Origin of the sequence: Colwellia sp. 5_MG-2023 (assembly GCF_030547795.1) — a bacterium.
Lineage (GTDB): Bacteria > Pseudomonadota > Gammaproteobacteria > Enterobacterales > Alteromonadaceae > Colwellia.
This window is the reverse complement of the sequence record NZ_JAUOPW010000002.1, coordinates 55,158-69,114: the sequence shown is the minus strand read 5'-3', so window position 1 is coordinate 69,114 and position 13,957 is coordinate 55,158. Positions and strand designations below refer to the sequence as shown.

10 protein-coding genes are annotated in these 13,957 nt (G+C 37.5%); 3 read left to right on the top strand and 7 right to left on the bottom strand.

Annotation, left to right across the window (positions count from 1 at the left end):
* Positions 1–56: 56 nt before the first annotated feature.
* Positions 57–1,616, top strand: a complete 1,560-nt coding sequence (locus Q4496_RS01895; RefSeq protein WP_303609843.1) for a VCBS repeat-containing protein — start codon at positions 57–59, stop codon at positions 1,614–1,616.
* A 93-nt stretch (positions 1,617–1,709) separates the two neighbouring features.
* On the opposite strand, the gene Q4496_RS01890 is transcribed toward Q4496_RS01895, so the two are convergent.
* Positions 1,710–3,002, bottom strand: coding sequence for a HAMP domain-containing sensor histidine kinase (locus Q4496_RS01890; RefSeq protein ID WP_215971855.1), 1,293 nt, complete (start codon positions 3,000–3,002; stop codon positions 1,710–1,712).
* Positions 3,003–3,359: 357 nt separating this feature from the next.
* Here Q4496_RS01890 and Q4496_RS01885 point away from each other — a divergent pair, with 357 nt between their 5' ends.
* Positions 3,360–3,986 (top strand): hypothetical protein, encoded by a 627-nt coding sequence (locus tag Q4496_RS01885; RefSeq protein WP_215971856.1) that lies wholly within the window; start codon positions 3,360–3,362, stop codon positions 3,984–3,986.
* A gap of 71 nt (positions 3,987–4,057) precedes the next feature.
* Here the strand turns inward: Q4496_RS01885 and ilvA are convergent, their stop codons facing one another.
* From ilvA to ilvG, 5 genes are all read right to left on the bottom strand, one after another.
* Positions 4,058–5,611, bottom strand: coding sequence for a threonine ammonia-lyase, biosynthetic (gene ilvA, locus Q4496_RS01880; RefSeq protein WP_215971857.1), 1,554 nt, complete (start codon positions 5,609–5,611; stop codon positions 4,058–4,060).
* 88 nt (positions 5,612–5,699) lie between these two features.
* Positions 5,700–7,562, bottom strand: a complete 1,863-nt coding sequence (gene ilvD / locus Q4496_RS01875; RefSeq protein WP_215971858.1) for a dihydroxy-acid dehydratase — start codon at positions 7,560–7,562, stop codon at positions 5,700–5,702.
* A gap of 252 nt (positions 7,563–7,814) precedes the next feature.
* Complete coding sequence (locus Q4496_RS01870) at positions 7,815–8,741, bottom strand: branched-chain amino acid transaminase (protein WP_215971859.1); 927 nt, start codon at positions 8,739–8,741, stop codon at positions 7,815–7,817.
* A 113-nt stretch (positions 8,742–8,854) separates the two neighbouring features.
* Positions 8,855–9,112 carry an acetolactate synthase 2 small subunit gene (gene ilvM, locus Q4496_RS01865; RefSeq protein ID WP_215971860.1) on the bottom strand — a complete coding sequence of 86 codons (258 nt, stop codon included), beginning with the start codon at positions 9,110–9,112 and terminating at the stop codon, positions 8,855–8,857.
* Between the two features lies 1 nt (position 9,113).
* Positions 9,114–10,778, bottom strand: coding sequence for an acetolactate synthase 2 catalytic subunit (ilvG, locus tag Q4496_RS01860; RefSeq protein WP_303601203.1), 1,665 nt, complete (start codon positions 10,776–10,778; stop codon positions 9,114–9,116).
* 490 nt (positions 10,779–11,268) lie between these two features.
* Here ilvG and Q4496_RS01855 point away from each other — a divergent pair, with 490 nt between their 5' ends.
* On the top strand, positions 11,269–12,792 hold the full coding sequence (locus Q4496_RS01855; RefSeq protein WP_303609842.1) for a YifB family Mg chelatase-like AAA ATPase: 1,524 nt from the start codon (positions 11,269–11,271) through the stop codon (positions 12,790–12,792).
* A gap of 87 nt (positions 12,793–12,879) precedes the next feature.
* Here Q4496_RS01855 and ilvY read toward each other — a convergent pair whose 3' ends face one another.
* Positions 12,880–13,773, bottom strand: a complete 894-nt coding sequence (gene ilvY, locus Q4496_RS01850) for an HTH-type transcriptional activator IlvY (protein WP_215971863.1) — start codon at positions 13,771–13,773, stop codon at positions 12,880–12,882.
* Between the last annotated feature and the right edge of the window lie 184 nt (positions 13,774–13,957).

The window sequence follows — 13,957 nt, the reverse complement described above, 5'->3', positions numbered from 1 at the left end:
AAGATTTATGATGAAGAAGCAATTAACACGAAGGCAATATTTCTAAAAGGACAGTTATGCACAATCGATTTTTAGTAGGTTTTATATTTTGTTTTTTCCTTATTACTGCCACCACTACATTTGCGAACTCAACAAAGTCAGTCAGTACTAAGTTAGACTTTAAACATTATAGTATTACAGCGCCATTTAAAGTTAACTTACCTATTATCCCTTTAGATCTAATGGACGAAAAAAACTCTTCGGATGAATTAGTACTTATTGGCGTCGATGAACAGGGTCAAACTTGGTTAGCCGTTTATACTTATAGTGAAAAGTTAGATGAATTTGTTTTATTAGAACAAATAGGAATTACAGATGAGTATTTTGCTTTTGATGTAAGTGACGATAGAAAAGGGTTCTATTTGTTAGCGAAAAACAAGGTAGTGGTTCTTAGGTATGATAGCGAACGTAAAGAAGAGCCTACTTTAAAATCTGGTTTGTATTTTGCTTTGAAACAAGAGGTTAGCTCTATTTTCTTATTACCTAAATCACCGTTTATTTCCAAGAAGGATTTCATTCAAGATGTTAATGAAGATGGTTATGATGATATTGTTTTGCCAGATTTCGAAAAAACAAACTTATGGCTGTTTGCTAAAAATGATATAGAGTCTGAGTATCAATATTTAGCAATTAATACACAAATAGAACTAGAAAGAGGCGGAGTAAAGTTTACAGCAACAGCGTTATTTTTTGCTGATTTCAACCTTGATGATCGTCAAGATATTGCCTGGGTCTCTAAAGGACATATCAATTATTTTAGTCAAAATGAAAATGGAACTTTTGCCTCAACTGCAGCGAAAATTGCTTTAGCCGATACTATTTACGGTGTAAATTGGTGGCACATTAAAGAGGCGGATGGCGAAAACCTCGACCAAAGTAATTTAATACATCGGGCTGTTGAAGAGATTAAGGATATTAATGGCGATGGTTTAACCGATGTTGTTGTTCGTTTTACTCAAAGTTCAGGAGTGTTAGATAGAACCAATGATTATGAGTTTTATTTAGGCTATATAAATCAAGAGCATCAGTTAGCTTATTCTACAATTCCCACTACGGTTATTAAGGCAGAAGGGACCTTAACTGACTTGAAAATAATAGATATGAATCAGGACGAAAAATATGAAGTGTTAGTTTCTTCATTCCAGTTAAGTGTTGGCAATATTATTGGTGCTTTACTGTCTGGTGGCATAGATCAAAATGTTTTAGTGTTTGCTTTGGATGATGAAAATAGTTATGAAGAAGATGCCCTTATAAGCAAGGAAGTTGAATTAAACTTTAGTTTAACATCAGGGCAGAGTGGTGAACCTATTGTACGCTTAAGTGATGTTAACGGTGATGGTTTACAAGATTTAGTGTTATCTTCTGGGCAAGACCGTTTAGTTATATTTTTAGGTAACCAGAGTGCAAAATTGTTCGCTCGTAAAAGTAAAAAGTTTACAGCAGTATTGCCTGAAAATGGTAAATTGTTTGAGCATTATGATATTAATCATGACGGTAAAGAAGACTTTATTATGCGTTATGGGCGCTTAGATGATGAAAGCTTAGCTAACAAAGTGACTATATTAATGGTTAAATAGTATGCGTATAGGAAGTAATATAGCCCATTGAAACTAAGTTACTGAGTAGGCCTAGCTGTCATTTTCTATTACAGCAGAGGCCAATAACTGGATTTATGTACTGGTTGTAAAGTGATAAGTAAAGCCTGCTCCTGTATCAATATTATCAATTAAAATATCCCCTTTTAATGTTTGAGTAATCAGGTTATAAATTATCGACATTCCTAAGCCAACCCCCCCATCTTGTCGCGCTGTGGTAAAAAATGGATCGAAGATATGCTTTTTTACTTCCTCAGATAAACCAATACCATTGTCATGATAATTTATTTCAACCGTGTCATGTTTTTTACTAATATCAATTACAATACGATTGTTTTCTTTATTATTAAATCCATGACGAACGCTGTTGGTAATTAAGTTAGTTAATATTTGAGCATGTATACCCGGGTAAGTAGCTATATTAATGTCATCATCTCCCGTGATAGTTAATGTGACATTTTTGGTTCTTAATATTGAATTTAATGTGGTGATTAACTTTTTGTAATAATTTTTAATATTAATCGTATCGATTTCTAAGTGGTGTTGGTCAACTGCCGTTTGTTTAAAGTTCTCAATGAGTCTTTTTGCACGAAACAAATTATCTTCTTGCATGTTTAACGCGCGACTAACGGACTCACAGTAATCATTCATGTTTTTTATACTGAGAGACTTTTTAGCCACTTTTTCTAATAACTTTTTATGTTTTTCAGCAATAATACTATGTGTGGTGATCGCAATACCTAATGGAGTATTCACTTCGTGGGATATGCCGGCAACTAAGCCACCTAAAGCCGCCATCTTATCGGATTCAACTAACTGCTTTTGCGCGTTTTTCAGCTTATCAACCGTTTGGGATAGCTCTAATGTACGAGATAAAATGGTATTTTCTAATTCATCTTCATAGTTTTTCCGTTCTAATTCGGCAGCAATTCGTCCTGAAAATACTTTGAATAGGGTGAGGACATCTTGCTCATTTTCGAGTGATTTTTCATATAAAGAAACAATAATACCAATTGTTCTCTGCTTTGAATCGTATAAAGGAGAGCCTATATAAGCATCTATATTCATCTCTTTTAAGAGTTTGTCCTGTGGAAACAGCTCACAAACACCACCACGATAATAGCAAACGGAATTATCTGCTACATCAGCACAAGGAGTATCTTTTAAAGTATATTCAAAGTTATTTGCTATTTCACCTTTTGAGACTAAAGCGATTGTTCTTGACGTTGATTTTTTAGGGTCAAGTACGGCAATAAAGGTGTGATCAGCATTTATTACCTCATGTAAGGCTAGCGTAATTGAGTTAAAAAAATCATCACCATAAGTATTGGATACCGCTTCAATAACAGTACGAATTCTACTTTCCATCATCTACCTTAGTGATTTTTATTCTTTTTATTATTATGGCACAAGATTTTTTTTTGTGCGAATAGAGAAATATTGACAATCACCTTTATGAAGATAAATGGTTATACAAATGAAAGGGGTGTTGAAAAACGAGTGAAACTGATGCGCTTTTTACTGTTAGTAAAGTGTCAATGCTTATTATTTTTATCGGGAAAATAAGCTGATAGCATGATATAAATGACATTAATTTTTTAGGCTAGTTATAGCGATAACTCTTTTGTAAATTATATGATGCAAATTATAAATAATTCAATATATTCAGCGATTATACTTTTATTTTTATGCTTAAGTTTTCCGCTTAATGCCAAAGATAATACCATGACTAAAATGGTACGAATTAGTATTCCGTTGTCTGACAACATCAGTAATCGTTATGAAAAATATCATTTATTTGCTTATAACTATTTAGGTTATCAGGTTATTTTTGATCGTATACTGATTGGTAGAGCTAGAGAGTTAGTTAACAAAGGCGAGCTAGACGGTATGATGATTGCCGAAAGAGAAATCGAACAAACTTTTGCGAATTTACTACGTGTTCCTGTGGTCTTAGCAAAAGGCGCGCTAGTGCTTTATTGTAATAAGAGTGTTGTCTGTGACAAATCAGTATTTAACGATGCTGATAATGTTATAGGGGTAACGTCAGGCAAGTCTATATCGTCTAATTTTATAGATACGGTTGCGGCGTCGAGCTATGCCATTAAAAGTGATGAAGATCTAGGTTCTATGTTAACAAAAGGTCGATTGTATTATGTATTACTTATTGATGAAGTGGAGTTGGGTAATCTTGGTAGCTTAGATGAAAGCCTATTTAATACAGCGGTTGTTTACCACTCAGAAGGTTTTCATTATATTAATAAAAAGCATAAAAATTTATTACCAGGTTTGACTCAAGGGTTTAAGTTAGCAATTGAACACTATGGGCCGTTAGTTAGCCCTAAAAAATAACTACTTGATACTTTACACAATCATTTATTTTTGTAAATAGGGCAATATAACTAACTTAAGCAGCGGGTTAACTAGTTGAGAAATACTTGATAAGCGAGATTTTCAGTCGCTTCTTCAAATTGATAACCCAAAGCATTCAAATGCTCAAAGAAGTCATTTTCTTTACTAGGATCAAGCTCAAAGCCTGCAAGCACTTGTCCAAAAGCAGCACCGTGATTGCGGTAATGAAATAATGTGATATTCCAATGTTCACCCATCGCATCTAGAAATTTTTCTAATGCGCCAGGGTGTTCTGGAAATTCAAAGCTAAAGATACGCTCGTTATCATTATCAGCACTACTTTTACCGCCTATCATATAGCGAACATGTAATTTTGCTAGCTCATTATCGGTAAAGTCGTTTACTTGATAATTTGCCTGTGCTAACTCGCCAAGAAGTTGTTGGCGCTCTGTGTCATTACCACCTAAGCGTACACCAACGAAAACATTAGCATCTTGTTGGCCGTTATAGCGATAATTAAATTCAGTAATTGCTCTATTACCTAATGTTTGGCAAAAACGTTTAAAGCTACCCTTTTCTTCTGGGATAGTAACAGCAAGCACTGCTTCTTTATTCTCACCTAACTCACAGCGCTCTGAAACATAACGTAACGTATGAAAATTCATATTAGCACCAGATAAAATGGCAGCTAGAGATTCTTCACCTTTACTTGTTGCACAGTACTTCTGTAAACCAGCTAAAGAAAGTGCACCAGCGGGCTCTGCAATTACTCGTGTTTGTTCGAAAATGTCTTTTATTGAAGCACAAATCTCATCAGTATTGACCGTAATTACATCATCACAGTAGCGTTTAATTAAATTAAAAGTATGCTCACCAATACGCTTAACTGCAACGCCATCCGCAAATAAACCTACCTGCTCTAGATCAACAGGAGTACCTGCGCTAAGTGCAGCTTTCAAACAGGCTGAATCCTCGGCTTCAACACCAATAATTTTAGTATTTGGGCTCAGTTGTTTTAAATACACTGACATACCAGCAAGTAGGCCACCACCACCAACAGGTATAAAAACTACGTCGGCATGAGGTAATTGTTGCAACAGCTCTTTAGCAACAGTACCTTGGCCAGCAATCACATCAACATCATCAAAAGGATGAATAACGGTTTTCTTTTCAGCTTGAGCATATTCGACAGAAGCTAATTGCGCTTCATTGAAGCTGTTACCGACTAAACGAACTTCACCGCCAAAACGTCTAACATTATCAACTTTAATGTCAGGGGTGGTTTTAGGCATGACAATAGTCGCTTTTATGCCTAATTTATTTGCTGCTAAGGCTAAACCTTGCGCATGGTTTCCTGCTGATGCGGCAATAACGCCATGAATACATTGCTCTTCGCTTAGGCTGGACAGCTTATTATAAGCGCCACGTAATTTAAAAGAATGCACCGGCTGTTGGTCTTCACGTTTTAAATATATTTGATTATTTAAACGAGCAGACAACTTTGTTAACGGTGTTAACTCAGTTTCTACCGCAACATCATAAATTGGGGCAAGTAAGATACGTCTTAAATAATCTAGTTGTTCTGCGTGCTCTGATAATAGCGCTTGGCTTTGTTTTTCGGTCATTGGATCTATACTTCACTTGCTGAGTTAAGTAAAAAAACGCCATCATTAATATCAGGCGCTTTTTACTTTAGTACTTAAAAATTAATCGTTATTTATTATCTAAACCATCTAAAAGTGCACGATTTCGTACCGCACCTTTATCAGCGCTAGTTGCTAACATGGCATAATTTTTTAATGCGTAGCTGATAGGACGAATACGATCTACAGGTTTCCAAGCGTCTCTGCCTTTTGCTTCCATCGCTGCACGACGAGCATTAAGCTCTGCTTCAGGTACTTGTAAGGTGATTTCACGTGTAGGGATATCGATATGGATAATGTCCCCTTGCTCTACTAATGCAATTGCACCACCATCAGCAGCTTCCGGAGATACATGGCCAATTGATAAACCTGAAGTACCACCAGAAAAGCGACCATCAGTAAGTAAAGCACATTCCTTGCCTAAGCCCATCGACTTCAAATAAGTGGTTGGGTAAAGCATTTCTTGCATGCCTGGGCCACCTTTAGGACCCTCATAGCGAATAACAACAACTTCTCCGGCAACAACTTTGCCATCAAGAATACCGGCTACCGCATCATCTTGGCTTTCAAAAATATGAGCAGGTCCAGTAAATACTAAGTTGTCGTCACTTACGCCAGCTGTTTTAACTACACAACCATCTACAGCGATGTTACCTGAAAGTACCGCTAAGCCACCTTCAGTAGAAAAAGCATTATCAATACTACGAATACAACCACTTACTCTATTGTCGTCTAAAGTATCCCAGCGACAATCTTGACTAAAGGCTTTGGTTGTACGGATACCAGCAGGGCCTGCACGATAGAATTTTTTAACATCTTCATCGTCTGTTACTTTAATGTCGTACTTAGCAATAACATCCGCTAAGCTTGTACCTAAAATATTTGGTACATCTGTTTTTAATAAACCTGCACGTGCTAATTCACCTAAAATTGCAATTACACCACCAGCGCGATGCACATCTTCCATATGGTATTCAGGTGTTGATGGTGCAACTTTACATAGTTGTGGAACAAGACGTGATAACTTGTCCATATCTTCCATGGTGTAATCAATTTCAGCTTCTTGTGCTATTGCAAGTAGATGTAGAATAGTATTGGTTGAGCCACCCATAGCAATATCTAAGCACATAGCATTTGAAAAAGAATCTTTGTTAGCAATATTATGTGGTAGTGCAGACTCATCGTTATCGTGATAATAACGTTTAGTTAGTTCAACAATTTGCTTACCCGCATTTAAAAATAATTGCTCACGGTCAGCATGAGTCGCTAGCATTGAACCGTTACCTGGTAAGGCTAAACCTAGTGCTTCAGCTAAACAGTTCATGGAGTTCGCGGTAAACATGCCAGAACATGAACCACAAGTAGGGCATGCAGAACGTTCGATTTTATCGCTTTGTTCGTCACTTACTTTGGGGTCTGCACCTTGAATCATGGCATCAACTAAATCAAGTTTAATAATTTGATCGGAAAGTTTAGTTTTACCTGCTTCCATTGGACCACCAGAAACAAAAATTACTGGGATGTTTAAGCGCATTGCTGCCATCATCATTCCTGGAGTAATTTTGTCACAGTTTGAAATACATACCATGGCATCAACACAATGCGCATTAACCATATATTCAACTGAATCGGCAATAAGATCACGTGACGGTAAGCTATACAGCATACCTGAATGTCCCATGGCAATACCGTCATCAACAGCGATAGTATTAAACTCTTTCGCAACACCACCAGCCTCTTCAATAGCGCCAGCAACTAGCTGCCCCATGTCTTTTAAATGTACATGACCTGGTACAAATTGCGTAAATGAATTAACAACAGCAATAATCGGCTTGCCGAAATCACCGTCAGTCATTCCTGTTGCACGCCAAAGCGCACGAGCACCAGCCATATTACGGCCTTGAGTTGAAGTTGCAGATCTTAATTTAGGCATGATGTTATGTTCCGTTTGAAAATAGTGAAGTAAACCTTATTTTGAAAACATATTAAAAGAATAATGTCCAATAATAGGCTTTTAAAATTAAATTTTTGTGTATTTATAAGTTTTTATGTTTCATATGTGACAATTTAGCTTGCCATCATTGAAATACAGTAGCAGTAAAGGAAGCACAGCGTTTATTACTATAAGTGAGTCTTTCCAATGCCGCTACTATAGAAAATATCAATGAATAGCGTTGTTATTTTGCTATTTTACAGGGTCTAACCAACCGTCAGGTATTGTTGTAGTACCATTAAACATACCAAAGAAAGCATCTTGAATAGCTTTAGTAATAGGACCACGAGAACCTGTGCCAACAGCAATGCCATCAACTGATTTAACGGGTACTATTTCAGTTGCAGTACCAGTCATAAAGAATTCATCGGCAAGGTATAAGCCTTCACGAGCAATGGTTTCTTCACGCACTTCGTAACCTAATTGTTTAGCAAGTACAAATACAGTATCACGTGTTAAACCTTGCAAAATTGAAGCAGTGCCTGGTGGGGTAAAAATAATACCATTACGTACTAAAAATAAGTTTTGACCCGCGCCTTCACTAACTTGGTTATTTACATCCAGAGCAATCCCTTCAGTGTAACCATGACGACCAGCTTCCATTGATATTAATTGCGAAGAAAGGTAGTTACCACCAGCTTTAGCCGCAGTAGGCATAGTATTAGGGGCTAACCTGTTCCAAGTTGAAACACCTACATCAACACCATTTTCGATCGCTTCAGCACCTAAGTAGGCTTCCCAACTAAATGCCGCTATCATTAAATCAGCTATCGCATCAGCAGGCGGACGTAATCCCATGCCAACATCACCTAAAAAGGCTAAAGGACGTAAATAAGCTGCTGTTAGATTGTTATCTTTTACGGCATCCTTACAGGCTTGCATTACTTCTTCTTGAGTATAAGGTATGTTCATACGATAAATTTTAGCGGAATCAAATAAGCGCTCAATATGCTCTTTCAAACGGAAAATACACGTACCTTGGTGAGTATCATAAGCACGAATACCTTCAAATACTGATGAACCATAGTGTAAAGCGTGACTCATTACATGAACGGTAGCATTTTGCCACGGCATGAGTTCACCATTGAACCAAATTAGATCTGCATTTACTTTTGCCATTATATGTTCCTATGTTTTCTGTCACCTTATTTACATTGAATAAAGTGACCTAAATAATAATTAAACTTTTTGTAAGTTAGTGCTTAGCTAATAATAGGCTAAACACTATAACGTTAAGCGTTAGATAGCTGTGTCGCGTTATTGTCTACCTTGACACTCTTGATGTCGACCAGTTTATTAATTTGATCAATTAATAGTGTAATAGGGCGATCACTACTCACTAATAACTCAATGGTGGCAATATTATTCGTGTTATTAACGCTGGCGGTAATACCATCAATTAAAAAGCCACGATAACGAGTCACTTGTAAAATCCGCTCAAGTACAACCTGTTTATCGTCGGTCATGATGATTAGTGTATAATTGTTCATGTTAAGCGCTCTCCATCATTTCGTTGTTAGCACTGTTTGGCGGTACTAAAGGCCATACATTATCTTTGGCGTCAATTTTTACTTGTAAAAAATAAGGACCATCGTGATCTAGCATTTCATTGATTGCATCAGTCACTTCACTTTTTTGCGTAATTTGCTTGGCTTTTATATCGAAAGAGCGAGCTAGCATACAAAAATCAGGGTTGTCAGCTAAATCCGTTTCACTTAGTCGCCCTTCAAAGAATAAATCTTGCCATTGACGAACCATGCCTAGCTTTGCATTATCTATTAACAAAACTTTTACTGGAATTTGATAACGTTTAATTGTTGCTAGTTCTTGTATGTTCATCATGATAGAACCATCACCAGATACTGTGATAACTGTATCGTGCGGGCGACTTATCTGTGCACCAATCGCGGCTGGTAAACCAAAGCCCATGGTACCCATACTACCACTGGTTAAAAAGTTACTTGGCTCATCAAAAACCATATGCTGAGCTGCCCACATTTGATGTTGACCAACATCGGTAGTAACACAGGTGTTTTTAGGCATTAAATCACTAACTTCTTTTAATACTGCTGGGGCAAAAATACTGTCACCAGGGTGATCGTAGCGCCAAGCACAATCAGCTTTCATTTTTTGAATGTTTGCTTGCCATTCTGTAATGTTTAGCGACATAGTTAATAAAGGTAAATTTTCCTTTAAGTCACCTAAAATAGGGGCGTCAGCTTCTCTACGTTTATTAATTTCAGCAGTGTCTATATCAAAATGAATCACTTTCGCGTCAGGTGCAAATTGGTCAAGTTTACCAGTTACCCTATCATCAAAACGTGCACCAACAGCGATAAGTAAATCACAGTCATGAACAGCTAAATTAGCTGCTCGTGTACCGTGCATACCTAGCATACCTAAATAGTTTTCATCTGTTGCATCTAAGGCGCCTAGCCCTTTTAACGTTGAAACCGAAGGGATGCCAGTTTCACGCGCAAATGCTCTCACTTCTTCAATAGCATTTGCCATACCTACACCACCACCCACATATAGAATAGGTTGTTTAGCATTGGTAAGTAAATCAAGAGCTTTGCTGATATCAGCAAGTGGTAACTTCACTTTATTTTTAAGTGGTGCTGCTGATTTAAAGTTTTGCTCTACTGCCGCCATTTGTACATCTTTAGGAATATCTACAAGTACAGGCCCTTGTCTACCTTCTAAAGCAATTTCAAAGGCTTGGTGTAAAACTTTCTCTAATTCATCTACATGATTAACTTGGAAAGAGTGTTTAGTACAAGCGAGTGATAAACCGAAAATATCCGTTTCTTGGAAAGCATCACTACCCATTGCGGCGGTAGGCACTTGGCCTGTAATTGCAATTAGGGGAATTGAGTCAGCAAGCGCATCAGCAAGACCAGTAATTAGGTTTGTGGCACCTGGTCCAGAGGTTGCCATACAAACACCAATTTTACCTGAAGCTCGGGCATAACCGACAGCTGAAAATGCAGCGCCTTGCTCATGTCTACAAAGAAAATGCTGAACATTGCTATCATACAATGCATCATAAATAGGCATAATAGCGCCGCCCGGATACCCAAAAACATGATTAACGCCATGCTGTTCAAGTACATTAAATAGTAATCCGCCGCCAGTTAACGGTTTGCTGTCAGTCATGATAATTCCAAAGTTGTTTAGTGTTTTAAATTTTTCCCTAAAAACACAAAACCCTCGGTTCTTTCGAAGCGAGGGCTTATGTTTCTGTATTGCTTTTCTTTAGCTCAACGAAAACCCCCGAGATGATTCAATCACCACGACGAGCACGTTTATAATAATTAATAAGTTAAAGTGTTGCATTGTTGTCTAGTTTACTTTTTTTTAGGTTAAATATAAAGCTCATTTAGCTAAGAAGTGATAATTTATATTCTTATAGTGAATTTTTATTCACGTCTTTTTTATCTTCTATATAAATTAGTACCATAGCACTAATGTTTGGAGCAAGCTTTTTTTCTCAGTTTTTAGCTCTATCGAAAGAAGTAAAAGTTATATGAAAAAACTGAGGTAATAGTCGAGTAAAAAATATGAAGTAAAAATTTTGTGATTAAAATTAGAATAACAAAGAATATTTTCCTACACTGAACAAGAAGAATGAATAAATGGAATTAATATGTCTCTTGCCTGTGTTTATAGTCGAGCGCGTGTTGGTTTAGAATCACCGCTTGTTACTGTTGAAGTTCATCTTGCTAATGGTTTGCCTGCTTTTCATATTGTTGGCTTACCTGAAGCTTCAGTTAAAGAATCAAAAGACCGTGTTCGTAGCGCTATTATTAATTGTGGTTACGAGTTTCCCGTAAAAAGAATAACCATTAATCTTGCCCCAGCAGATTTACCAAAGGAAGGTGGTCGTTTTGATCTACCTATTGCTGTTGGAATTTTAGCTGCTTCTGAACAGATTCCTCAAGTTGATTTAGCACAATATGAATTTGCCGGTGAATTGGCTTTGTCAGGTGAGTTGAGAGCCATTATCGGCGAAATACCTATGGCTATGGCTTGTAGTGAAAGTAAGCGAACGTTAATTGTTCCACGCGAAAATAGTGAGCAGGCGAGTTGGGTTAAAGAGGCTAAAATTCATGCTGTGGAACATTTAAGCCAGCTTTACGCGCATTTTTCGAGACAAATGATTTTACCTTTTGTGGAGGAAAAGGCACTTGAGCAGTTTACTGATATCAATGAACTCGATATTAGTGATGTTATTGGACAGCCACTTGCTAAACGTGCTTTAGAGCTAGCCGCAAGTGGTAATCACAATTTACTTTTTATTGGCCCGCCTGGCACAGGCAAAACCATGTTAGCAAGTCGGTTAGCCGGAATTTTACCTAAGATGACTGAGCAAGAAGCGCTAGAAGTTGCTGCTATTCAATCGATAACAAACCAAAAGATAAACGCCAAGTCTTGGTTAACACGGCCTTTTCGTGCGCCTCACCATACTGCATCATCAGCTGCTCTAGTGGGTGGTGGAGGACAACCTCAACCAGGGGAGATCTCGTTAGCACACAATGGCGTTTTATTTCTTGATGAACTTCCTGAATTTGAACGCAAAGTACTTGATGTACTGCGTGAACCGATGGAATCCGGAGAAGTGACTATCTCTAGAGCGATGCACAAACAAAGTTTTCCTGCCAGATTCCAGCTTATTGCGGCCATGAACCCTAGCCCAACTGGCTTTTACAATGATAATCGTAGTACTCCCGAACAAGTATTACGTTATTTGAATCGCTTGTCTGGTCCTTTTTTAGATCGAATTGATATTCAGATAGAAGTTGCGCGTTTACCTAGAGGCACTTGGGCTGGAGATACTGATATGAATGAAACCAATGAGATTGTTCAGGCGCGTGTGCAGGCTTGTAGAATGAAACAATTAGCACGGCAAAACAAGGCCAACGCGCATTTAGGCACCAGTGAGTTAAAAAGTTATTGTCACTTATCCGCTGAAAATAATGAGTTTCTCGAACTAGCGGTAGAAAAGTTGGGACTTTCTACTAGGGCTCATCATAAGATTTTAAAAATAGCTCGAACCTTGGCAGATATGGCCGATGAGAATGATATTACTCATGCACATATTACAGAAGCATTGTCATACCGGGCAATGGATCGCCTATTGCGTCATTTAACTAGTTCGGTATCGGTATGATGAACAGGATAGCAATATTTTTTGTCATTCCGTTTGTGATTTAATACGGAATTTTATGAGTTGTGTACTTAGAGTTTGATAAGGCATTTAGCTGATCGAAGCAAAGAAAGCCTTAATTAATGGCTGTGATTTAGATTGATTTAAACAACATACCCCTAAGTCAAATGGTTCTATCTCGCCGACATCAGCTAAGTATTGAACGCGATCTTTTACAGGACTATTTTCAACGACCACTTGGGGCACTATGCCAACGCCACAGCCTAAAGCAACCATACTCACCAAAGCCTCATGTCCAGAAACTGTTGCGTAAATATTGGCTTTACCTTGTTGTTTTTTTCTATACCAATATTCAAAACGTTTACGAGCTGTACCATGTTCTGGCAGTATAATGGGCACTTCTGACCAAGGTATTGTTTTGTTTTTTTGTCGGTCTATTTGTAATAACTGTAACACTCTGCATTGCATAGTTGGTGCAATAACAGCTAACGGAATGGTGGCAAGATGATGAAAATAAACACTTCTCGGTATATGCTCAGGATATGCAGCAATGGCAAAGTCGACCGATTTATTTTGCACAAACTCTAAGCCGTCGGCAGCATCACCTGTTGTTAGCATAATTTCAACTAACGGATGTTGACTTCTAAAGCGTTCAAGTAAAGGAGGTAAATGGCTGTATGCGGCGGTAACCGAGCAGTAAATATGTAATTTTCCGGTTAATAGTTCCTTTTTTTCATCTAAAGAATTTTTGAAAAATTGCCATTGCTCTAATTGTTGCTCAGCATAAAGTTTAAATTTCTTTCCTGCATCAGTTAGCTCAACACTACGATTATCTCTATGAAGCAAATCACTGTTAACTTCTTGCTCTAAGCGTTGAATTACCCTGCTTAACGTTGAAGGACTGACATGAAATGCTAGTGCAGTTTTCCCAAAATGTAATGTTTGGCTCAAATGTACAAACATAGATAATGTTTTTTGTTCCATCTTTTTCCTTTAAGAAATAATAATGTTGGCGTCTATAACGTCTATTATTGCATAATATGAAACGTATGGATGCAAATATATCATTTTATGCAATGCTGTTTTTGCGTTATGCTCTATTCAACTTAATACTATCGCTTAGCAATCTGACGATAGCCGACCATTATTTAGCAATACGAATAGGAAA

Bases quoted from the DNA above. Each gene is read 5' to 3' on its own strand.
- Q4496_RS01895 (WP_303609843.1), top strand. From the start codon at position 57: ATGCACAATCGATTTTTAGTAGGTTTTATATTTTGTTTTTTCCTTATT.
- Q4496_RS01855 (WP_303609842.1), top strand. From the start codon at position 11,269: ATGTCTCTTGCCTGTGTTTATAGTCGAGCGCGTGTTGGTTTAGAATCA.
- ilvA (WP_215971857.1), bottom strand. From the start codon at position 5,611: ATGACCGAAAAACAAAGCCAAGCGCTATTATCAGAGCACGCAGAACAA.
- Q4496_RS01870 (WP_215971859.1), bottom strand. From the start codon at position 8,741: ATGGCAAAAGTAAATGCAGATCTAATTTGGTTCAATGGTGAACTCATG.
- ilvG (WP_303601203.1), bottom strand. From the start codon at position 10,778: ATGACTGACAGCAAACCGTTAACTGGCGGCGGATTACTATTTAATGTA.
- ilvD (WP_215971858.1), bottom strand. From the start codon at position 7,562: ATGCCTAAATTAAGATCTGCAACTTCAACTCAAGGCCGTAATATGGCT.
- ilvM (WP_215971860.1), bottom strand. From the start codon at position 9,112: ATGAACAATTATACACTAATCATCATGACCGACGATAAACAGGTTGTA.
- Q4496_RS01890 (WP_215971855.1), bottom strand. From the start codon at position 3,002: ATGGAAAGTAGAATTCGTACTGTTATTGAAGCGGTATCCAATACTTAT.
- Q4496_RS01885 (WP_215971856.1), top strand. From the start codon at position 3,360: ATGACTAAAATGGTACGAATTAGTATTCCGTTGTCTGACAACATCAGT.
- ilvY (WP_215971863.1), bottom strand. From the start codon at position 13,773: ATGGAACAAAAAACATTATCTATGTTTGTACATTTGAGCCAAACATTA.